Here is a 23,095-nt window from a genome sequence, read left to right as displayed (position 1 = left end):
TATAGAAGCCGGGCGTGAGTCCGGCTTTTTTTATGTTCGTCCATCTTATTCGTCTGTCATTTTGACACACAAAAAAAGCATGACCTAATTGAATAGATCATGCTCTTATTTCTTTTTTTACTTAAGTACGCAGGATGAGACTTGAACTCACACGCCGTAACCGGCACTACCCCCTCAAAGTAGCGTGTCTACCAATTCCACCACCTGCGCATTTTAGGAAGGGTGCCCAGAACAGGACTCGAACCTGCACGATCGCAAAACCACTCGCACCTGAAACGAGCGCGTCTACCAATTCCGCCACCTGGGCAATCAATACGAGAAAGAGCGGAAGACGGGACTCGAACCCGCGACCCTAACCTTGGCAAGGTTATGCTCTACCAACTGAGCTACTTCCGCATATACAACCGCTTTGTTCTCGATTGCGAGTGCAAAGGTAGTGATTTCATTGAAACCACCAAGCCTTTGCGTTACTTTTTTATTGGATTTTTTTGACCAATTCCGTAAATAGTTGTGTCATAACAGATGCTGCTTTATTAGCCGCTACGATAACATCGGCACCATCATTTACAAAGTCGTCAGCGAAGTGATAACCTTCGTTCGTGATGACAGACATACCGAATACACGCAAGCCCGCATGACGTGCCACGATTACTTCCGGTACCGTACTCATGCCGATCGCATCTCCCCCGACTTTTCCATAGAAAGCGTACTCGGAAGGAGTCTCGAAGGAAGGGCCTGTCAAACCTACATATACACCTTTCTTTAACGGGATAGATCGGGAGGCGGCTATTTCTTCCACATAGCGGATAAATTCACGATCATAAGCACGGGTCATATCCGGGAAACGAGTGCCGAAATCCTCATTGTTCGGACCGATCAGCGGGTTCGGCATCATATTGATATGATCCCGGATGATCATCAGATCACCTACCTTGAACGTATTATTGATACCTCCGGCGGCGTTCGAGACCAAAAGGTTCTTGATTCCTAAGAGCTTCATTACACGTACGGGAAAAGTGACCTGTTGCATTGTGTAGCCCTCATAGTAATGAAAACGGCCTTGCATAGCCAAGACTTGCTTATCCCCTAGTTTGCCACAAATAAAATTCCCCTTATGCCCGGTAGCGGTAGATTTCATAAAATGTGGGATCTCCGCATAAGGTATCACTATAGGATCTGTTATTTGATCGGCTAAAGAGCCTAAGCCACTACCAAGGATAATGGCGGTCTCCGGGTTACCTTCGATCCGGCTAGCTAAATAGGCGGCCGCTTCCCGATATTGTTCGGTTTTAATCATTTCCATATTTAATCAATTTAACGTTTCATCAAGTTATAAGCTATCTCTGTCGCTTTCTCCATAATCTCGTCCTCTCCCGGTACCTTCTTATTCTCCATCAATATTTTACCATCACAGATAACGGTATCCACGCAACTGCCGTTGGCGGCGTATACAAGATTTGAGACGAAATTGAAGTTCGGGGTAAAAGCGGGGGTGTTGAGATCTATCAAACATAGATCGGCTAAATACCCTTCCTTGATCTGCCCGGCTTTTAAACCGAACATAGCGGCTCCTTCCGCAGTAGCGGCTTGCAGCATCTCATTTGCGGTCAAGGCTTCGGGATCCTTTCGCCAAGCTTTTCCTAACAGGGAAGCCAGCTTCATCGCCTCGATCATATCCAAGTTATTGGAAGAGGAACAACCGTCCGTTCCCAATCCCACGGTAATACCCAATTGGCGCATTTCCTTAAACTTAAAATGAATACCGGAAGCCAGTTTCATGTTTGAGGCCGGGTTATGTACGACTTTCACCTCGTGATCGGCCAACATGCGAAGCTCGTCATCATCGATGTAAATTCCGTGAGCGATAATCAAACGTGGAGAAAGCACACCTAACTTATATAAATAACGTACAGGAGTGAGTCCGAATCTATCGAGAGAGTCTTTCACTTCCCCCTCTGTCTCTGCTAGATGCAGATGGATCGGGATTTGATGTTCCATAGCGAACCGATGCGCCCATTTCAGAAGCTCACCGGAAACGGTATAGATGGCGTGCGGCCCGATCGAGAAGCGAACCCGTTTGCTGTAGTTATCCACATCTTGGATCAGTCGCTCGTTATGGCGTTTGCATTTCTCCGCCTCTTCTTTATCAAAACCATCGAAGCAAACGCCGGCTATGATACCTCGCAATCCCATCTCCTCCGTCACATCGGCCGTGACACGAGGGCGTTGATACATGTCGAAGAAAGTGGTCGTGCCACTTTTTATCATTTCCAAGCACGCTAATTTCGCTCCCCAATATACATCCTCACGGGTCATTTTCGCCTCATTCGGCCAGATCTTTTGCTCAAGCCATGGCATAAGCGGCATATCATCGCCGAAGCCGCGGAACAAAGTCATGGCAGCATGTGTATGAGCGTTCACGAAACCGGGAATGACGGCTTTACGGCTACCATCCAGTATCTTATCGGCAGGAAAAGACAAGCCCTCTCCTATTTGCTTGATCTCTTTTCCTTCGATATAGATATCAATCGTCCTATCGTTAAACAGGACATTCTTTATTAATATACTCATCTTCTTCCTTCTTATTTATATAAACGGTAGAATTCCGCTACCGACTCGATTCCCTTGAAGAAGATATCCAACTCCTGACTCTCGTTGGGCGAATGGATCGCGTTTTGCTCCAAGCCGAATCCCATCAGTACGGTCTTGATACCTAATACCTGCTCGAATGTAGAGATAATAGGAATGCTACCTCCGCGACGAACCGCCAACGGTTTCTTCCCGAATGCGATGCCAACAGCCTTTTCTGCCGCTTGATAAGCTGGCAAGTCTATCGGACAAACATATCCTTGCCCGCCATGGCTGGGCGTAACTTTCACTTTAACATAAGGTGGGGTCACACGAGCTATATACTCCTCAAACATTTGGGAGATCTTGGCATGATCTTGGTGTGGAACCAAACGAGTGGAAACCTTGGCATAAGCCTTTGAAGGCAATACAGTTTTGCTTCCTTCCCCCGTATATCCGCCCCAAATACCACAGATATCGAAAGAAGGCCGACAACTATTACGTTCTAGCGTAGAATAGCCTTTCTCTCCGAAAAGAGCGTCTACCCCGATCGCTTTCTTATATTTTTCCTCGTCGAATGGGATTTGGGCGATCATCTCCCGTTCTGCGGGAGATACATCCTCCACGTCGTCATAAAAACCCGGGATCGTGATGCGTCCATCCACGTCGGTGATATCTGCCATCAATTTGCAAAGTACATTGATCGGATTCGCTACGGCTCCGCCAAAATGACCGGAATGCAAATCGCGGTTCGGTCCGGTTACTTCTATTTCCCAGTAAGCCAAACCACGTAAGCCTGTCGTGAGCGACGGTGTTTCAGCGCTGACCATGCTTGTATCGGAAACGAGGATTACATCCGCTTTCAATAATTCTTTATGTTCCCGGCAAAAATCTTCCAAGCTAGGAGAACCTATCTCCTCCTCTCCTTCGAAAATAAACTTCACGTTACACTGTAACAAGCCTTCTTTAATCGCTGTCTCAAAACCTTTTACTTGAATCATACCCTGTCCCTTATCATCGTCTGCTCCACGGGCCCAAATGCGTCCGTCCCGGATCACCGGCTCGAAAGGTTCACTCTTCCACAATTCCAAAGGTTCGGCGGGCATCACGTCGTAATGAGCGTAAACCAATACGGTCGGAGCATTGGGAGATACCATTTTCTCGGCGTATACGACAGGATTGCCTTTCGTAGGCATTACCTCGGCCTTATCCGCACCAGAAGACAACAGCACCTCAGTCCAACGCTGGGCACATGTCAACATGTCCGGCTTATTCTCATGCTTGGCGCTGATTGACGGAATGCGGATTAAAGAGAACAATTCCTCAAGAAAACGATCCTTATTGGATTCGATATAAGATTTTACTGACATAGCGTTTTATTTTATCAAGTTTATAAATTGTAGCAAATATAACGAAACAGATGGGGATTGCAAGGAGTTTTATGGTATTTTAGCCGTGTTACTACAATAGGCGTGCAGTAACACGGCAAGGCGGGTTGCAGTATACGAAAGAGTTTCATCCCATGATCCATTTAGCTCGTTCACCTAATATACGGTACATGAACCAAGTAAACGCCCATGAGATTATGAAAATCAAAAGTGCCATTATGGGTACTTGCAAAGGTATCGGTAAATCAAACTTCCCGATCAAGATAAAGATCGGACCTACGACAAAATAATGTACGATATAGATTCCGAAACCATATTTGGATATTTTCGATAGTTTTTTAGCTATGAGAGTATTATGAATACGTACCTTTTGAAGAAGAATAAATACAGCTGCCGTCATTAAGACTACATTCGGACTACAGAAGGTGAAAAATAACTCCATATCCAATTCTGTTGCCTCGGGATTCGCTGCGGCCGAACTGAATCCACAATAGGTTATGGCATAACCAACCACAAACATGGCTGCGCAAATAGCGAAGGTTTTCCAAATATTCCAATTATTACCTTGTTTTAAGTAATGTCCTAATAGGAGATATCCGTTGAATCCTGCGAAATAATAAAACATGCCGAATTGATTCCACGTCGCTTCCCCGTATAAATATTTGCTGATATAGGCAGACATATAAGGCAAGAAAAGAGATACGAACCATATCCCTAAATAGACCCTCTCTTTGGAACGATCCGCCTTCTCGATCCATGCGGAGAAGAATGGCATATACAGATACAATCCGATAAGTAAATAAATATACCACATATGGTTTTCCTTAAAACTGAAATTGAACGGGATCATGGCGATGTCTTTCAATGCGTCGGATAAGGATTGTGACTCATTTCCTTGCACATAGCAGAAAAACTCACCGATTATCTCTTTCGGCAAACCTAATAGCCCTGTAACCCAAGGGAATATATTGTATAATACAGACCATATCAAAAAAGGAAATAATACCCTATATATTCTCTTTTTATAGAAAACACCTAAAGATTGTTCCCGTATAGGCAATAGTAAAAGTCCCGTCATCATAACGAAAAGAGGAACGGAGGGCCGTAAAAGAGAGCCGTAAACAGCGGCCCAATGTTTATATTCCGGTAAACTTCCGAGTGTAGGTGAGATATAAAAAGGATCTATACAATGTACTCCAATAACCATCAGCATAGCTACGGTTCGTATTACATCGAGCCACACGATATGTGACTGTGTTGTTGCGTTGTTCATGGATTTATGTGTTAAATTTAAAAGATGGGTGACAAAGATAGAGCTTAGTATGAGAATTTTGTTTATCTTTATTGTTAATTTATTGTATCAAGTATTATGGTCAAACGAATTATCATTATCGGCGCTACCTCCGGTATCGGCTATGAGGTTGCTAAGATTTATTGGAAACGAGGATATCAACTGGGATTGGCTGGTCGTCGGGTTGATCGGTTGGAGGAGTTTCGTAAGCAAGATCCGGAGCATATCCAGATAAAGCAGTTGGACGTGACCGCCGAGGATGCCGCTGATCGTTTAGACGAATTAATCCGTGATTTGGGAGGAATGGACATCTTCCTGCTTAGTTCAGGGATCGGCAACCAGAATAAAAACTTAGATACTTCCATTGAACAAGCTACGATACAGACGAATGTGACAGGCTTTACACGTATGGTACTAGCGGCCTATCGTTATTTTTCCAGTCAAGGTGGCGGGCATATATCTGTAATCAGCTCTATTGCCGGAACCAAAGGATTAGGTGTCGCTCCCTCCTACTCGGCTACCAAACGATACCAAAATATTTATATAGACGCTTTAGCCCAACTTTCCCGTATGGAGAAACAGCCTATTATACTTACGGATATCCGTCCGGGATTTGTCCGTACGGATTTATTGAAAGACGGCAGGAATTATCCTATGCTGATGTCTCCCCAATATGCCGCCCTGCGTATCGCCAACGCTATAGACCGGAAAAAGAGAAGGGCGATCATCGATTGGAGATACGCTATCCTTGTCTTTCTCTGGAGACTGATCCCTGAATGGCTTTGGGAACGGCTGCCGATACGGAATTAGGATCGGATATGTTAGAGGTTCATCTTTTTTGCTTCTACATTAGATTTTCTCTTGCGCCGGGAGCATGCTGAAGGACCGCACCGACTATCTGGCAACTATCCAATTCATCACAATCGCCACATGTATTAAAGCCTTTTCCGGATACACATTTGCATATTTCACAATAATCACTGCAATACGCAAATTTCACTCCGTCCGCACGACAACCCATACAGTTTATAGTTGCGGCTGTAATTTCGGGCGCATTGTTCATGGCGCTCCACTTTTGTGCGGTTTTTTCTCTTAGCTCATTATCATTCTTAACTGTGGCTATGCGGGCATCGCAACTTTCGCAATCTAATCCGCAACAGGCTATCAATTGTTTCATTATTTAGTTGTCTATTTATTTTCTTGTTTGTTTCTGTCCTTGCTTTTACTTTTCGGCAAACATAATAAAAATTCCTACCTTTGCGCCCAATTACTAATTTTTTAATCTATACAGATGGGTTTATTTATTAAGAAGCCTTTAGCGGATTTGATGACCGAGGCAAATGATTCGGGCAGTAAATCGCTGAAGCGTATCCTTGGCCCGTGGAGTTTGATCGCCTTAGGTGTCGGTGTTATTATCGGTGCCGGATTGTTCTCCATTACGGGTGCGGTGGCCGCCGGGTATACGGGGCCTGCCATTACTTTATCTTTCGCTATCGCCGCCTTGGGCTGTTGTTTCGCCGGGTTATGTTACGCCGAGTTCGCTTCCATGATCCCGGTGGCAGGTAGCGCATATACCTATTCGTATGCCACGATGGGTGAGTTGGTCGCTTGGATTATCGGTTGGGATTTGGTGCTCGAGTATTGCGTGGCCGCTACGACCGTTAGCATAAGTTGGAGTCGGTATTTGGTCGTTTTTCTGGAAGGATTCGGAGTACATTTACCGCAAGCCTTGACGGCTTGCCCTTGGGATGGCGGTATCGTGAATATCCCGGCTTTCGTGATCGTGGTGTTAATGAGTATTTTGTTGATACGAGGGACGGAAGGAAGTTCTATCTTCAATGGGATTATCGTATTCTTGAAAGTCTCCGTAGTCTTGGTGTTCGTAGTCTTGGGATGGAAATATATCCGTATGGAGAATTATACGCCTTATATACCCGCTAATACGGGGACCCTAGGCGAGTTCGGTTTCTCCGGTATCCTACGAGGGGCGGCTATCGTATTCTTTGCTTTCCTCGGTTTCGACGCTGTAAGTACGGCGGCGCAGGAAACCAAGAACCCGAAACGGAATATGCCGATCGGGATCTTGATGTCATTAGTGGTTTGTACTATATTATATATGTTGTTTGCCCACGTGATGACCGGAGTCGTACATTACTCAGCGTTTGCTGGCCAGAATGGAATCGCTCCTGTGGCAATAGCTATCGATCATATGGGGCAAATGGATGCTTCTGGTGTGATTCGTCCGGATTACCCTTGGATGAACCGGGCGATCGTAATAGCTATTTTACTGGGGTATTGCTCGGTTATCATGGTAACGTTATTAGGACAGAGCCGTGTATTCTTGAGTATGAGCCGGGATGGGCTGCTCCCTCCCCTATTTTCCCATATCCATGAGAAATTCCGCACGCCGGCACGAAGTAATTTCCTGTTTATGTTATTGGTCGGTGCATTGGCAGCTTTCGTTCCGGCGAGCGTAGCGGGCGAGATGTGTAGTATCGGGACTTTGTTCGCCTTTACGCTAGTTTGCGCCGGGGTATTGATTGTCCGTAAGACAATGCCGGACGCTCCCCGGTCTTTCAAGACCCCGTTGGTTCCGTTCGTGCCTATCGCCGGTATCATAACTTGTCTGGTGATGATGCTTTTTCTCCCGGCTGATACATGGATTCGTTTGGTATTATGGATGTTAATCGGTCTGGATATATATGTCTGCTATGGCATCAAACATAGCAAACTGGAACATATGCAGAAACATCGCTCGGGACAGACCACATTGGATATGATCGGTATTACCCTATCCGTGCTTTGCGTGATTACGGGGCTTTGGCACCAGCAAACCGTGGGATGGGGCGAAAGTAAAGTCTTATTGATTATCTCATTCGTATTCGCTTTTACGCATCTAGCTTTCTATCTTTACAGACTCGGGAAGCAGTTTACGAGCCTTACCCGTTAGCGATTCAGCACGATTAGTCTCGATGGTCAACACCAGTAGTGGTGAAGGCTTATGCGAATAGTCGCGTTGACCTTCACCACTACTGGCGTACTATACCACTTCCTTTGATACGATTTATCGGATTCTAGCTCTTAAAAGTAAGCCTCTTATTCATCATAAAATTAACGGCTCCGTAAACGAAAAGTCCAAGGAACTGACCCAGATATTCATTTAGATCGATCACCTCCACCATTAAAAGCAAGAATATGAATTGAGTAGCGTAAGCGCAACCAAAAGCGATTAGGAATAAAGGAATCTCCTTCCAGAAATTACCTTTCCCGGAAGAAAATACCCAGTATTTACTCCAAAAGAAGTTATTCACCAAGGCAGCCACATATCCAGCCATGTTCGACCACAAGTAATTACAATCCAGAATATCCATTAATATCCAGATTACCAATGCGGTGATCAAAGCGTTAGAAGAACCTACAATGGCGAAACGAAGAATACGAACAGATTCCTTCATGCTGTTAATTATACGTTTCGAATGACAAATATACGGGTTTATTTCTATATTTGTGCTGTACTTTTGATCAAGTATGTAACATTCTTAAAACAATTATGAGTATGATTAGACTAAATGTATTTATTCAAGTAAGTGAGGAGAATCGTCCCGCCGCATTGGAGACTGCGAAAGAATTGGTTGAAAAGTCTTTGAAAGACAATGGCTGTATAGCTTATGATATTTTCGAGAGCTCTACTCGTAGTGATGTATTGATGATTTGTGAGACGTGGAAAGACGCTGAATCCTTATCAGCTCACGAAAAAGCTGAGCATTTCGTAACGTTGGTTCCTAAATTGCAAGGATTAGGTGCGATGAAACTTGAGAAATTTACATTTTAAGGGTTTTATGTAGGATCTTATTATAAGCCTGAACATGCTAAAAAATCATAGTTATGAATCCTTCAACTTATAACTATGAATGAAAGAAAACATAACTATGATTTTTTTAGTGTTATCGCTCGTTGATTGAGATATATTCCCTATCGTCCAAAACGTTCTTGTAAGCCGGACGGATGATGCGTTTTCCGTCAAAGTTCAACTCCTCGATACGGTGAGCGGTCCAACCCACGATTCGGGCCATGGCGAATAAGGGCGTATAGATTTCCTGTGGCAAACCGATCATCTCATAAACGAATCCGGAATAGAAGTCCACGTTCGAGGAAACCCGTTTCTTAGTTCCTTTATGCTTGGCGAAACATTCGATCGCTCTTTCCTCTAATAACTCAAGGAAGGCGAATTCCTCAGAGCGACCTTTCTCTTTTGCCAGATCACGAGCCAGTTCCTTTAATACGACCGCACGGGGATCGGAAATCGTATAGACCGCATGGCCGATACCATAGATCAAGCCTGTCTTGTTATAAGCCTCTTTGTTAAGCATCCGCATGAAATAAGTATCGATCTCGTCCACGTTCTTCCAATCCGCGATATTCTCTTTTAAATGATGGAACATATCTACTACCTGAATATTGGCGCCTCCGTGCAACGGGCCTTTCAATGAGCCGATACCAGCTGCGATAGATGAGTACGTATCCGTTCCCGTAGAACTAGTGACGCGTACCGTGAACGTAGAGTTATTACCACCACCATGTTCTGCTTGCAATACCAAGAGCAAATCCAACGTACGTGCGTCCAGATCCGTGAAATCACGTTTCAGCATGTGAAGGAAATTTTCTGCGATCGATAAGTTCTCGTGCGGATGACGGATGTGTAAAGAACGCCCCTGTGTGCTATGACGATAAATATTGTAGGCATAAGCGATAATCGTCGGGAACTTAGAGATCAATTCAATAGATTGGCGCATTAAGTTATCTCGGGAGGTGTCGTCCGGGTTTGCGTCGAAGGTATACATCTCCAATACGCTACGAGCCAATATATTCATGATGTTCTGTCCTTCCAGATCCAGAATATTCATCTTGGTCTTTTGCTCCAAGGGCATATTATCGTTCAACAGTTCTTTAAAGGCTGATAATTCCTCTTTATCGGGGAGTTTACCAGAAAGTAATAAATAAGCCACTTCCTCAAAACCGAACCGTTTTTCCTTGATGAAATCACGAGCTAAATCCTCTACGTCGTAACCTCTATAGAATAACTTACCGGGGATCGCTTTAAGACCGCCCTCTGGCAAGCGTTCGTATCCTACTACATTACCGACTTGGGTCAATCCTACTAACACGCCGCTACCATCCTCGTTACGAAGGCCACGTTTCACATTATACATCGGGAAAAGTTCGTTGTCAATCTTGCAAGCCTCTCTGGCAGCCTCGGACAATTTGTAAATTAAATATTCTTTCTTCAACATTACTATACTAATTTAATTGTTTCGATAATAGAGATGATACGATCACCAAATTCTTTGGTGCCTAGAGATTTGCCGTTCGGCATAAAACGAGCCAAGTCATGAGTGGCCTCTCCAGCGGAGAAAGCTTGCTCCATAGCGGATGTAATCAGGTTAGCCGCATCACTCCATCCCATATATTCCAGCATCATCACGGATGATAATAATAAGGAAGAGGGGTTTACGAGATTCTTTCCCGCGATATTCGGAGCGGTTCCATGTGTTGCCTCGAAGATCGCATGACCACTGTTATAGTTGATATTAGCGCCGGGAGCAATGCCAATGCCACCTACCATCGCCGCTAATTGATCGGAGATATAATCGCCGTTCAGGTTCAAAGTAGCGATCACGGAATATTCTTCCGGAATTAATAGAGTGTTTTGCAAGAAGGCATCGGCTATGACATCCTTGATAATGATTTTACCGGCCTTTGAAGCTTCCACTAAGGCGGTATTGGCCGCTTCCTCGCCTTGCTCTTTCTTGATCTTCTCATATTGAGGCCATGTGAAAGTGAGATCCGCAAACTCCCGTTCCGCTAAAGCGTATCCCCATAGTTTGAAACCACCTTCCGTGAATTTCATGATGTTACCTTTGTGTACCAAAGTCACGCTCGGTAACTGATGCAATATCGCGTATTCGATAGCGGCACGCACCAGACGCTCCGTACCTTCCACAGAAACCGGCTTGATGCCGAAAGAGGAAGTTTCCGGGAAACGTATTTTCTTCACTCCCATTTCCTCGGTGAGGAACTTCAATAACTTTTGTGCCTCCGGAGTCCCTTGTTGCCATTCGATTCCGGCATAGATATCTTCCGTATTCTCACGGAAGATATACATATTCACTTTCTGCGGCTCCTTTACCGGAGATACGACTCCTTTAAACCAACGAACCGGACGGAGACAAACATATAAATCCAACGTCTGACGGAGGGCCACATTTAATGAACGGATACCTCCACCAATCGGAGTTGTCAACGGTCCCTTAATACCGACGATGTATTCACGGAATGCTTCCATAGTCTCATCGGGAAGCCAACTTCCGGTTTGCTTAAACGCCTTTTCACCGGCTAAGACCTCTTTCCATTCAATGGAACGGGTTCCGTTGTAAGCTTGCTTGATGGCAGCGTTTACTATCTTTTGGCTAACGGGAGTGATCTCATGCCCCACGCCATCTCCTTCAATATAAGGGATCGTCACGTGATCCGGAACGAAAATATGATTACCTTTCTTTGTTATCTTACTCATGATATCAAGATTTTTTTGTTTGTCTTAGTGAGCTGTATTTAAAGCGGAACCCGCCTTGAACCATTTAATTTGTAAATCATTATACGTATGGTTAACCGGGAATGATTCTTGCGTACCATCCGCATGAAGAAGAACGGCCGTCAACGGTTTGCCCGGCTGAAAATCTTTCAATCCGATGATCGAGATATGGTCATTCTCACGGATCTTGCTATAATCCTCCTTATCGGCGAAAGTCAGTGCTAACATTCCTTGTTTCTTCAAGTTTGTCTCGTGGATACGGGCGAAACTCTTGGCTAGGATCACTTTTACATTTAGGAAGCGAGGCTCCATGGCTGCATGTTCCCGGGAAGAGCCTTCACCATAGTTTTCTTCCGCTACGACGATCGAGGAAATACCATTTGCCTTGTATTGTTTCGCTACGGCAGAAACTGCTTCATATTCATTGTTCAGTTGATTCAATACAGAGTTTGTCTTCCCATTGAAAGCGTTTACGGCTCCCATCAACATATTATCCGATATATTTTCCAAATGCCCACGGAAACGTAACCATGGACCGGCCATCGAGATATGATCCGTCGTACATTTACCTTCAGCCTTGATAAGAAGGGGCATATTCGTGAAATCCTCTCCGTTCCAAGGAGCGAAAGGCTTTAATACCTGTAGGCGATTGGATTCCGGATCGATGTTCACCACTACGTTCTTACCCGTAGGTGCCAGATAGCCGTTATCCTTTACCTCGAAACCTTTCGGCGGAAAATCCGTGCCTTTCGGTTCTTTCAGTTTCACAACCTTACCATCCTCTGTCTTCAAGGTATCGGTCAAAGGATTGAAACATAGATCACCTGCGATGGTCAAGGCCAGTGTCAGTTCCGGAGAAGCGACAAAAGCATGTGTATTCGGATTACCGTCCGCACGTTTAGCGAAGTTACGATTGAATGAAGTAACGATCGAATTCTTACGGGTATTATCATCCGTATGACGTTTCCATTGTCCGATACAAGGACCACAGGCATTCGCCATAATGGTTGCGCCAATCCGTTCAAAATCACCGATAATACCATCTCTTTCCGCCGTATAGCGGATTTGCTCGGAACCCGGGTTGATGATCAAGGGTGCCGCTACCGGTATTTTATCCTCATAAGCTTGGCGAGCAATGGATGCCGCACGGCTTAGATCTTGATAAGAAGAGTTGGTACAGGAACCGATTAATCCGACCTCCATCTTTCGGGGATAGCCATTCGCTTTTACTTTTGCGGCAAACTCCGAGATAGGCGTAGCTGCATCCGGCGTGAACGGACCGTTGATATGCGGCTCCAATTCGGAAAGGTTAATAACGATTACACGATCGTAAAACTTATCTGGCTCGGCACGAACGTCCATATCCGCTTCCAGATATTCACCGATAGCTTCGGCCCAGCTCGCTACCTCGTCACGTCCCGTGGCACGAAGATATTGAGCCATTGTATTATCGAATGGAAATAAGGAAGTCGTCGCTCCTACCTCGGCACCCATATTACAGATCGTAGCTTTTCCGGTCGCTGAGATTGAGGCGGTGCCCGGACCAAAATATTCGATGATAGCGTTCGTTCCACCTTTTACGGTTAAGATGCCCGCTAGCTTAAGAATCACGTCCTTCGGCGAGGCCCAACCATTCAAATTACCAGTTAACTTAACACCAATTAGTTTCGGCATCTTCAGTTCCCATTCCATTCCGGTCATGACATCCACGGCGTCGGCTCCTCCTACTCCGATAGCGACCATTCCAAGTCCTCCGGCATTCGGGGTATGTGAATCAGTTCCTACCATCATACCGCCGGGAAACGCATAATTTTCCAATACCACTTGATGGATAATGCCTGCTCCGGGTTTCCAAAAACCGATTCCATATTTATCGGAGACCGATTTCAAGAAATCATAGACCTCGCTATTGCTTTTGGTAGCCGTATCGATATCCGTCTTGGCTCCCATATTCGCTTGGATCAAATGGTCGCAATGCACGGTAGCCGGTACTGCGGATTTTTCTTTTCCGGCGTTCATGAATTGTAAAAGCGCCATCTGAGCGGTGGCATCTTGCATAGCCACACGGTCGGGACGGAAATTCACATAATCCTCACCTCTTTTGAAAAGGCGAGTCGAGCTTTCATCGTATAGATGCGCATATAAGATTTTCTCGGCCAAGGTCATCGGGCGACCACCGATACGTTCGCGGGCTGTGTCCACTCTTCTGGGGAAATTTGCATAGAAATTTCTAAGCATGTCAATGTCGTACACCATATTCATATTCGTTTTTTATTGTAAGCCTTTTCGCAAATATATTTATCTATAACCAGCTAAAATGTAATAAATAAGACATCTGCCAATGAGTCTTTGTTTTTATTATCAACAAATATATAATATAATGAAATACAATTTGTTCGATAATTTCTATGAGGTTATAGAGGTTATTTATAATCTCCCGGATAACTTAGAAAAACGGGCTAATCGCACGTTTATTAATAAAACGTACCATTAGCCCGTTTTGTTCAAGCCTTGGAGCTGTTTTTTCTACTTATCGAGACTTTCTTTCCATCTTTGGGCATAACTATGCAAAATAGATGCGATACCCTCTCCGATCCGGACATAATCTTCCCGTTTAAGGTTGGCTAAAGATGCGCGGATAGACCACTCGGGAGCATCAAAACCTCCTCCGTTCAGTAAAACCAAGGAAGTTTCCTGTGCCAGACGGAAAACGACATCCAGAGGTTCGTAATTCTTTTTTAGATATTCCACGAAATCATCCCCATAGAATTTCTTAGCCCAGACAAGCATATCGATCTCACTATAATATCCCGCACGCAAAGGGTCGTCTAATAAGGTGAATCCGGTGCTTTCCCACAATGTGTGTAAACGCTCGTGGATCATATCCTGCATCCTTTTCTTATAGGTATTTTCCGCATCTAATAGAGCGAAAGACGCAAACAGAGACATTTGTGTTTGCTGTGGCAAGGAAAGACCGGCCGTATGATTCAAGGCTACTTGACGGCTATCGGCTACCATACGATCAATAAAGCGGATATCCTCGGGATGTAAGGATAGACTGCTATATCGTTTTTTTAGAAGCTCCTGTTTATCTCTTGGCAATTCACGGATCATTCGGTCGTAAATATTATCTTGATGTAAAGCGATTACCGCCAATCTCCATCCGGTTGCCCCGAAATATTTGGAGAAAGAGTAGACACATAACGTATTCTTTGGTAATTCGGCCATCATCGAGCGAAAATGCGGAATAAATGTCGCATACACATCATCCGTAATAATCATGAGGTTGGGATTGTCGTTCCGTACGATCTCAACGATCCTATTCATCAATGCTTTTGTCAATCCGTATGAAGGCGGGTTGCTCGGGTTTGTTATGAAAGCGGCTTTCACGCTAGGATCTTTCAGGACATCTAAATCTTTTTCTTGATATTGCCACGTGTGATAGCCGTCTTTTGTCATCTTCAAGGCTTTTATCTCTATGACATTAAAAAGATAACGAGCCTGTTCCGGAATCTCTATATAAGGAGTGAATACCGGAGCGAAGAGAACGATGTTGTCTCCCTTATTCAACAAGAAATTCTGCTGCAAGGAATCGAAGATATAACACATGGCGGCAGTTCCACCCTCGGTAGCGAAAAGGTCGAATATTCCCTCAGGGGGCTGGTTATCACATAATTCTTGGTCTAAATAATCCCGCACGAGCATTTCTGTATATTTCAAGATACGATCGGGAACCGGATATTGATCACCAATGACACCTTCCGCCCATTCATATACAAGCTCATTCTCATCTACACCTTTTTCCGTGACCAGATATTCATAGGTACCCTTCAATAAAGTAGCGCCGGGAGATTGCGCATGTTTCTTTAGGAACTGTACGAAGCGAGACGCGATCCTTTTCCGGTTGGGAATCCCTGCGGCTCCGGCCATCTCATCTGCCAATTCGGTTTCCCGCTGGCATTCCTCCAAGGCGAACTGCCCTAATAGGAAGAACGCCTCCCGTGGAACCGTACTGATCCAGTTTGGATTTCCCCTTCCGGCGTTCAGCATGATGTGCGTACTTTTACGAGCGCTTTCATCCGCTAACTCTATCAAGATGTTCTTTAGCTCGAAAGGGCTAATCTCCGACATCTTTTTCTCATATTCTCTCGTGATCTGTATTTTCTTCTTTTCCATACATTATATATATTACATGATTAGTACGATAACGACACCCCAGATAATTAATAAAGTATTACCTACCGCATAGGTAACGGTATAGCCCAAGGCTGGAGTCTCACTTCCTACGGCATCTTCCACCGCTCCCAACGCTGCGGTTGTCGTACGTGAGCCTGCCGTACAACCTAAAGTGATAGCCGGATGGAACTTAAAAACGTAACGTCCCATCAGAATACCGATGATAAGCGGGATAGATGTCGCTAAAGCGCCGATAATAAATAAACTTATACCGACTTCCTTCAATCCGGTCACGAAACTGGGACCCGCCGTGATACCGACTACGGCGATAAACATATTCAATCCCAAATTATTTAATATCCAGATGGAGGGTTCCGGAATACGCCCGAACGTCGGATGCTTAGAACGAAGCCATCCAAAGATGAGTCCGGCTATCAAAGCACCTCCACTCGTACTTAGGCTGATCGGGACACCCCCGAAATGAATTGCGAGCGAACCTAAAATTCCCCCTAAGAAAATACCGATACCCACGAAAATCAAATCGGTCTGATTGGTTGGGCGATCGGGATATCCCAAAGCCGTAGCCGCTTTATTTACCTCTGATTTCATGCCTACCAATTCCAGCATATCACCGGAATCTATTACCGTAGCGGCCAAGACCGGGATATTGATACCCGCACGCCTTATGGACTTGATGCTAACACCATGCATGAACGATTGATTGCGTAGATAGGAAATCTTTTTCCCCACGTATTCCTTATGGATCACTAGTACGGGTAACGTCTCCGCCGGAAAATCGAGCAATTCAATGTCGTTGACCTCGTCGCCAATCCAATTCTCCTCTCCGATCACGAATTCCCGGCGGCCACTTAGAACAACCTCATTTCCGGTATGTAAAACCAAATCCGGTTTAACATCGGTCACTACATTATTAATACGGACACGCTCCACGAACAAATGCCGTCCCAATTGGTCCAGATATTCCTCCAACTGCTTTACGCTTTTACCCTCCTTGAACCATTCATTACTAATCTTATAGGCCCGGAAAGTTACCGGACGGGCGGCAGGCATAAAGCCCGGTTGCTCGCTCTCGTCGTTATTTCCCATTTTAGCCTCTAGTTCTTTACACGCTTTTTTCACGTAGTCGAGTCCTCCTAAAAGACGTGGCCCGATATCACTCACCAACCATGCGGACCCTGCCGTACCGAAAATATAAGTTACCGCATAGGCCACGGGCATCACGTTGACCATAGCGCTTTTATCCGTATCGCTAATATTCATCTGTCCGATCGTATCTTCGGCAACTCCTAATACCGCCGACATCGTCTGGGAGCCCGCCAATAATCCTGCGGCCTCGCCTGCGTTATATCCCATAAGTTTCGCTAACAAAAAAGGAGCGATCAAACAAAATATACACATGACGGCGGCGAAAAGCATTTGAGGAAGACCTTCCTTTTTCAATCCCCGGAAGAACTGTGGCCCAACGCTATATCCTACAGCGAAGAGGAACATCAAGAAAAAGACGGACTTTAACGGTCCGCTTATATCGATTTTTAATTGCCCGATCAATACACCGACCAATAATACGCTGGTAACCGTTCCCAGCGTGAACTTCTTTATCTTAAACTTGCCAATCCAGAAACCGAGAGCTAAGGTTATGAAAATAGCTAGCTCCGGATAATGTTGAAGTAAATTAGTTATCCATTCCATATCTATTTATTTGATGTTAAACAAAAAAGATGCTATTGGAACAGGGATTATTTGAAAGATGTTGTTACATTTCGGGATTATTTATATAAATTTGCGACCGCTTAGGTGATAGAGTTTGTCTACCGACAACTCTATAAAAGGGAATCCGGTTAGAATCCGGAACAGTGCCCGCTACTGTGAAGCTCTTGAAAAGGAAAGCGTTCTGCTATGCCACTGTCTTAAGAAAGATGGGAAGGTTGCTTTCCGAGCCAGTCAGGAAACCTGCCAAGCGAAGTAATGATTAATTCCTCCCGGGGTCAGGAGTAATTAAGAGGATAGAAATATCACCTATATCTAAAAGATGTTGGAGACGTAATAATACGTTGTCTCCGTGGGATTGATATGTAATCTAATTATTAATATATTCATATGATGAGGAAACACTTACTATCTTTCTTCCTGCTGGTCATCAGCCTAGTTTGTCGTGCGCACGATGGCGAGAATTTTGTAGCATCCGATTTATTCGCCTCTTTACAACCGGGCGATAAGGCCGCTTTATTGATGGTACATTTTGGAACGACCCATGATGATACCCGTGCCTTGACAATCGATGCGATCAATCAAAAAGCGAAAGAAGCTTTCAAGGATGTTGAGTTGCGTGAGGCATGGACTTCTCGCATTGTAATGCGCCGCTTAAAAGCTCGTGGCGTAGAGAAACTGAACCCGATCGAGGCCTTGGAAAAGTTAAAGACTGATGGTTATACACATGTCTTGATCCAATCCACGAATATAATCGAAGGTATCGAGATGGAATCCTTACGTAAGGATGTTGCCACCATGAAATCTTCTTTCAAGGAGATTCGTATCGGTAATCCTTTATTGTATACACCGGAGGATTATGAGGCGGTAATCGTCGCTATCACAAAAAATGGGGCGAAAGAAGGCGCTACTTTATTGGTAGGCCATGGCACTTATACACCGGCGACGGCCCAATATGCCATGTTGGATTATATGTTGAAGGAGAAGGGATTCAAGGATTATTCCGTAGGAACCATCGAGGGCTATCCTTCTTTTGATACGATGGTAGCCCAAGTAAAGGCCAATGGAACGAAAAAAGTCTTGTTGATGCCATTTATGTTTGTCGCCGGAGACCATGCGAAAAACGATATCGCCGGTGATTGGAAAGAGGAATTGGAAAAGAAAGGCTACGAGGTAAGCGTATTTATGGAAGGTCTGGGACAGAATCCGGATATCCAGAAGATCTTCATCGAACATGCCCGTTTCATGGCTAAACATAAGATGATCGATATCGTTGATAAGAAGAAAGCTTATGCGGTAGAGAAGGACTAAAAAAGTTCTCCAAATCTATGTTTTATTCCTTTCGGAAGAAAAAGTAATTCCTTCCGAAAGAAACTAAATTTTCATTCGAAGGAAAATGGAATTTCTTTCGAAAGGGATTTCACATGCATACAATAAACAGTTATAATGCTAAATATATGAAAAGAGTTTTGACAATCTTACCGTTGACAGCCTTATGTATCAGTACGATGCAGGCACAACACAAGAATGAGTACACGAATTTCGCCGATACGACATTCAATATTCAAGAAGTCGTAGCGACCGCCGCACGCAAGCCACGTCCACAAATCACGAAGTTGGACGTACCTATGAAATATCTTCCTATTTCAATTAATAGCATTACGGCGAGTAGTTTGGAGTTGCGAGGTATCCGTAATATCCAAGATGCGGTACGCTTTATGCCGGGCGTACGATTCCAGACATCTTATGGCGCATTTCAACAATTGTCGATCCGTGGTTTCGATCATTCTATCATGATGATAGACGGTATCCGCGATGAACGTTCGGCAATAAACAACTCTTATCCCGTACCCGATCTATCCTGTATCGAGTCTATTGAATTATTAAAGGGACCGGCTTCTGTACTTTACGGACATTCAGCCGTAGGTGGAACCTTGAATATCGTTCGTAAATCCCCGTCAGAGAAACAGAGCGTTAATGCTCGATTGGCCTACGGTAGTTACGAGAATAAAGAGGCGACACTTGGCATGGGCGGTAAATTGGTCGGTCCGGTCAATTATTACGCCAATGTCAACTTTTCCGATCAAGAGGGCTGGCGTGATAATGGCAACCGTCGCTTTTCCGGTTATCTGGCATTGCAAGCTAAAATGACGGAACGTGACATATTAGATGTTCGCGGAGGTTTTAACCGCGACTTCTATGGGACGGAGATCGGTCTTCCCGATTTAATGGCAAATGATGTATATAATGTGCAAACAGGACAGTTATATCTCCATAAAAATGAGATGCTACCGGGACTTGACCGTGAGGCTCGCTACAATAACGAGTCCGACTTTATGAAGAATCACGCATGGAACGTATCGACGCAATACACACATACTTTTTGGAACGGCGCGAAACTAACAGATCGCCTTTCTTACAATAACGACGATATCAACTATTTTGGGACGGAAGCCCTCGACTATCTCGAAAGTGATGATCCGATCTATGATCATTATTATATGAAAAACGGCCAGAAAAAATATATCTGTTTGGACAGTGTATATCTTTCTTTCCCGCTTCGCTTCTCCCATATAGCCAAGACGGTAGCCAATACGCTCGAGCTAAGCGGTAAATTCAGGACGGGTGAGATAAAGCATACGTATATGGGAGGTTACTCTTTCGTCGCCTTGAATCGTACCAGCTATTCGGGCTATAATTTAGGAGATGATGTTCAGGGTCCCGGCCTTTATTCGCATGTATCCGTTTATGATCCGCATAGCATGGGATATATGACCAGTAAATTCTCGAAAGCAACGGTTACGCATCATTATTCCAACAGCCTTTATCTTCAAGATATGGTTGAGTTCAACGAGCAATGGAAGGTATTAGCCGCTCTACGTTACGACTTTTTCCGTTATATGTCCGCCAGCGCTACAACTCCTACCGGACGACGTGAGTATGAGGAACATTCAAGCTTCAATATGATAAAGAATAAGGCGTTGACTTATCGTTTCGGAGCGGTCTATCTGCCCCATCCGAATACATCCATTTATGCTTCTTTCGCTTCTTTCTTCAAACCGATCCGTACGTTCTATCAAGATAATGTCGTTTATGTAGGAGGTGATGGAAATCGTTTCGAGCCTGCTCGCAATGAGGAAGTATTTAAGCCGGAGAAAGGATACCAAGCCGAGGTGGGGCTTAAATATCAATTGAACAATATATTAAGCGCCAATGCCAGCTTGTTCTATATCCGGAAGATGAACAGTACGGCTACGTTGACCAACAACTATCAAGAGGAGGTAAACGGCGAGACTACCACGATGAGCGTAATCGGACAGGTGGGTGTACAAGATTCCAAGGGTTTTGATTTTGATGTCACTCTTTCTCCGGTAAGCACCTTAGCGCTGACGATCGGTTATGGATTGAACGACTCCAAGATCCGGGAGATGAAAGAAATAAAGGATCCGGAATTGATCGAGGCTATCTATGGCAATAACCCGGATGAGACAAAGCAACAATTGAATAGCCAAGAAGGAAACTGGCAGAGCAACGTACCGAACCAGACTTTCTACGCATACGGCAGTTATACCATCCCTCGGGGTGTCTTGAAGAATCTGGAATTTCACTTGAGTAGCAGTTATACCGGTAAAGTATACCGTAATACATCTAACAACTCTTGGTTCGATCCGTATTGGGTAACCGATTTCGGTATGTCTTATTTGTTGAACAACAATATTCACCTTACATTCAACTTGAATAACTTGTTTGACAACAATTATTATAACCAAGCGCTCGGACAACAGATGGTGCCAAGCATGCCTCGTAATTTCCAAGTGGCTATCTCCTATACATTATAATATATAGAACATACGCTCATGAATCTATTGACAAAGATCACGCTATTTATACACAGGATACTGGGCACGGCGTTCAGTATCCTGTTTCTCGTTTGGTTCCTATCGGGATTGGTAATGATCTACCATACGTTCCCGCGAGCGGACCGGGCCGATAAACGGGCGAAGATGGATATTCTCTCTCTGGAGAATCTTCCTTCGTTAGACCAGATAGAGAAACGTTTACCGCAGAACGAGCGGATAAGCCATGTTACCTTAAACAGCTATTTGGGACAAACTGTTTTTCATATCCGGACGGAGAAAGGGAGCTATGATATTCCTGCCGACTCGACGGAAAGATTACCCGTAATCGACTGGAATCATATCCAACGTGTGGCATCACTATGGAATACCTCTTCCATAGCGAAGGTAGATTCCTTGTACACCTTGGACCAATGGATTCCATTCGGTCGTTTAAAAGAGGAATTTCCGATCTATAAATTCCATTTCGCCGATCCGGAACGACATGAATTATACATATCCTCTAAATCCGGGGAGGTTTTGCAATATACGGATAAAAACAGTCGTTTCTGGGCTTGGCTCGGGGCGATCCCTCATTGGGTCTATTTCACTTCCTTGCGGCAAGACGCTGAATTATGGATAAAGGTAGTTGTCTGGTTATCCGGAATCGGGTGCGTTATGTGTATCGCCGGGATCTATTTAGGAATACGGGATTTCCGGTTAGCGAGGAGACGTCATTTGATTTCCCCTTATAAGAAGTTCTGGTATAAATGGCATCATATTCTTGGGGTGTTATTCGGTTTATTTGTCCTCACCTTCTGCTTTAGTGGTATGATGTCTTTGGCTCGTGTACAGGATTGGGGGTTGAAAGCCAAGCTTGATATAAACCCGGTTCAAGAACTGCGGAAGATGGCTCCTTCCCCACTCGATTATCCGTTGGATTACAGGGCGGTCATACAAGCCTATCCCGGCCAGATCCGTCAATTGGAATGGAGTAGTTTTGGTGATATACCCTTTTACATCGTACAAACAGACACGAAGGATATTGTCGTGAACGCAAATAAGAGTGACGGGATATCTTTATTGAACCTGCGACCGGAAGAAATCCGTTCCGTATTGTCTCAGATACATGGTATCGGGACCACGGCTGATATCAAACTGTTGGATGCTTATGATACGTATTATATCTCACGAAAAAGGAATTTAGAACTCCCGGTCTGGAAAGTATCTATTCAAGACGTGGATAATAGTTGTTATTACATTAATCCCCGTAATGGACAATACCGTTATGTAAATACGCCGTCTCGTTGGAACCATTGGATGTATCCGGCATTGCATAGCTTGAATCTGAAATTCTTGGTAGATCATCCGGTCTTATGGAATATCGTGATGTGGGGAACCATGTTGGGAGGCACGTTCGTTTCCTTATCCGGTGTATGGCTTGCGATAAAATATATCAGGCGAAAAGCGAGAAGAAAGAAGTAAAGCCTGTATATTTGTATTATATTTATTGAGAACA

General features: G+C 44.5%; 17 protein-coding genes, 3 tRNA genes and 1 riboswitch. Of the genes, 6 read left to right on the top strand and 14 right to left on the bottom strand.

The annotated features are described in order from the left end of the window. Nucleotides 1-126 precede the first annotated feature (126 nt). The 7 genes from DW033_RS02570 to DW033_RS02540 form a co-directional block, all read right to left on the bottom strand. Nucleotides 127-210: transfer RNA gene (locus tag DW033_RS02570), tRNA-Leu, on the bottom strand. A gap of 13 nt (nt 211-223) precedes the next feature. Beyond that, nucleotides 224-307, bottom strand: a tRNA-Leu gene (locus tag DW033_RS02565). Between the two features lie 16 nt (nt 308-323). Then, a tRNA-Gly gene (locus DW033_RS02560) sits at nt 324-396 on the bottom strand. Nucleotides 397-475: 79 nt separating this feature from the next. Next, nucleotides 476-1,303, bottom strand: a complete 828-nt coding sequence (locus DW033_RS02555; protein WP_005862304.1) for a purine nucleoside phosphorylase I, inosine and guanosine-specific — start codon at nt 1,301-1,303, stop codon at nt 476-478. Nucleotides 1,304-1,314: 11 nt separating this feature from the next. Further along, nucleotides 1,315-2,571: an amidohydrolase gene (locus DW033_RS02550; RefSeq protein ID WP_008772160.1), complete on the bottom strand. Its 1,257-nt coding sequence runs from the start codon at nt 2,569-2,571 to the stop codon at nt 1,315-1,317. Between the two features lie 11 nt (nt 2,572-2,582). Further along, nucleotides 2,583-3,938, bottom strand: coding sequence for a dipeptidase (locus DW033_RS02545; protein WP_009017450.1), 1,356 nt, complete (start codon nt 3,936-3,938; stop codon nt 2,583-2,585). A 145-nt stretch (nt 3,939-4,083) separates the two neighbouring features. After that, complete coding sequence (locus DW033_RS02540) at nt 4,084-5,229, bottom strand: acyltransferase (RefSeq protein ID WP_008772162.1); 1,146 nt, start codon at nt 5,227-5,229, stop codon at nt 4,084-4,086. A 96-nt stretch (nt 5,230-5,325) separates the two neighbouring features. On the opposite strand from DW033_RS02540, the gene DW033_RS02535 reads away from it, so the two are divergent. Continuing rightward, entirely contained in the window at nt 5,326-6,057 is a 732-nt protein-coding gene (locus DW033_RS02535; RefSeq protein ID WP_087342683.1) for an SDR family oxidoreductase, read from the top strand. 34 nt (nt 6,058-6,091) lie between these two features. Here the strand turns inward: DW033_RS02535 and DW033_RS02530 are convergent, their stop codons facing one another. Continuing rightward, a complete protein-coding gene (locus tag DW033_RS02530; RefSeq protein ID WP_087342680.1) occupies nt 6,092-6,424 on the bottom strand; it encodes a DUF3795 domain-containing protein in 333 nt (110 codons plus the stop codon). Between the two features lie 114 nt (nt 6,425-6,538). Here DW033_RS02530 and DW033_RS02525 point away from each other — a divergent pair, with 114 nt between their 5' ends. Further along, the gene (locus DW033_RS02525) at nt 6,539-8,197 is read left to right on the top strand and encodes an amino acid permease (RefSeq protein WP_008772164.1); all 1,659 of its coding nucleotides are present in this window, start codon (nt 6,539-6,541) and stop codon (nt 8,195-8,197) included. Between the two features lie 124 nt (nt 8,198-8,321). Here DW033_RS02525 and DW033_RS02520 read toward each other — a convergent pair whose 3' ends face one another. Then, on the bottom strand, nt 8,322-8,702 hold the full coding sequence (locus DW033_RS02520; RefSeq protein ID WP_005856979.1) for a GtrA family protein: 381 nt from the start codon (nt 8,700-8,702) through the stop codon (nt 8,322-8,324). Nucleotides 8,703-8,803: 101 nt separating this feature from the next. Here DW033_RS02520 and DW033_RS02515 point away from each other — a divergent pair, with 101 nt between their 5' ends. After that, nucleotides 8,804-9,079, top strand: a complete 276-nt coding sequence (locus tag DW033_RS02515; RefSeq protein WP_005856980.1) for a putative quinol monooxygenase — start codon at nt 8,804-8,806, stop codon at nt 9,077-9,079. Between the two features lie 112 nt (nt 9,080-9,191). Here DW033_RS02515 and DW033_RS02510 read toward each other — a convergent pair whose 3' ends face one another. The 5 genes from DW033_RS02510 to aspT form a co-directional block, all read right to left on the bottom strand. After that, on the bottom strand, nt 9,192-10,535 hold the full coding sequence (locus DW033_RS02510; RefSeq protein WP_008772165.1) for a citrate/2-methylcitrate synthase: 1,344 nt from the start codon (nt 10,533-10,535) through the stop codon (nt 9,192-9,194). A gap of 5 nt (nt 10,536-10,540) precedes the next feature. Further along, the gene (icd, locus tag DW033_RS02505; RefSeq protein ID WP_005856984.1) at nt 10,541-11,818 is read right to left on the bottom strand and encodes an NADP-dependent isocitrate dehydrogenase; all 1,278 of its coding nucleotides are present in this window, start codon (nt 11,816-11,818) and stop codon (nt 10,541-10,543) included. A gap of 24 nt (nt 11,819-11,842) precedes the next feature. Then, the gene (locus tag DW033_RS02500) at nt 11,843-14,092 is read right to left on the bottom strand and encodes an aconitate hydratase (RefSeq protein ID WP_122382445.1); all 2,250 of its coding nucleotides are present in this window, start codon (nt 14,090-14,092) and stop codon (nt 11,843-11,845) included. Nucleotides 14,093-14,362: 270 nt separating this feature from the next. Continuing rightward, nucleotides 14,363-16,012 (bottom strand): bifunctional aspartate transaminase/aspartate 4-decarboxylase, encoded by a 1,650-nt coding sequence (locus tag DW033_RS02495; RefSeq protein WP_122382404.1) that lies wholly within the window; start codon nt 16,010-16,012, stop codon nt 14,363-14,365. Nucleotides 16,013-16,024: 12 nt separating this feature from the next. Beyond that, on the bottom strand, nt 16,025-17,722 hold the full coding sequence (gene aspT, locus DW033_RS02490; RefSeq protein ID WP_122382403.1) for an aspartate-alanine antiporter: 1,698 nt from the start codon (nt 17,720-17,722) through the stop codon (nt 16,025-16,027). 86 nt (nt 17,723-17,808) lie between these two features. Beyond that, nucleotides 17,809-18,006, top strand: a riboswitch (cobalamin riboswitch). 127 nt (nt 18,007-18,133) lie between these two features. Here aspT and DW033_RS02485 point away from each other — a divergent pair. The 3 genes from DW033_RS02485 to DW033_RS02475 all read left to right on the top strand — a co-directional run bounded on the left by DW033_RS02485 (nt 18,134) and on the right by DW033_RS02475 (nt 23,061). Next, nucleotides 18,134-19,051 carry a sirohydrochlorin cobaltochelatase gene (locus tag DW033_RS02485; RefSeq protein ID WP_122382402.1) on the top strand — a complete coding sequence of 306 codons (918 nt, stop codon included), beginning with the start codon at nt 18,134-18,136 and terminating at the stop codon, nt 19,049-19,051. A 146-nt stretch (nt 19,052-19,197) separates the two neighbouring features. After that, entirely contained in the window at nt 19,198-21,579 is a 2,382-nt protein-coding gene (locus tag DW033_RS02480; protein ID WP_122382401.1) for a TonB-dependent siderophore receptor, read from the top strand. 18 nt (nt 21,580-21,597) lie between these two features. Beyond that, the gene (locus tag DW033_RS02475) at nt 21,598-23,061 is read left to right on the top strand and encodes a PepSY domain-containing protein (protein WP_122143818.1); all 1,464 of its coding nucleotides are present in this window, start codon (nt 21,598-21,600) and stop codon (nt 23,059-23,061) included. Nucleotides 23,062-23,095: the final 34 nt, after the last annotated feature.

Origin of the sequence: Parabacteroides sp. AF39-10AC, from assembly GCF_003635405.1 — a bacterium.
Taxonomy (GTDB): domain Bacteria; phylum Bacteroidota; class Bacteroidia; order Bacteroidales; family Tannerellaceae; genus Parabacteroides; species Parabacteroides distasonis.
This window is presented reverse-complemented; position numbering and strand designations above follow the sequence as displayed.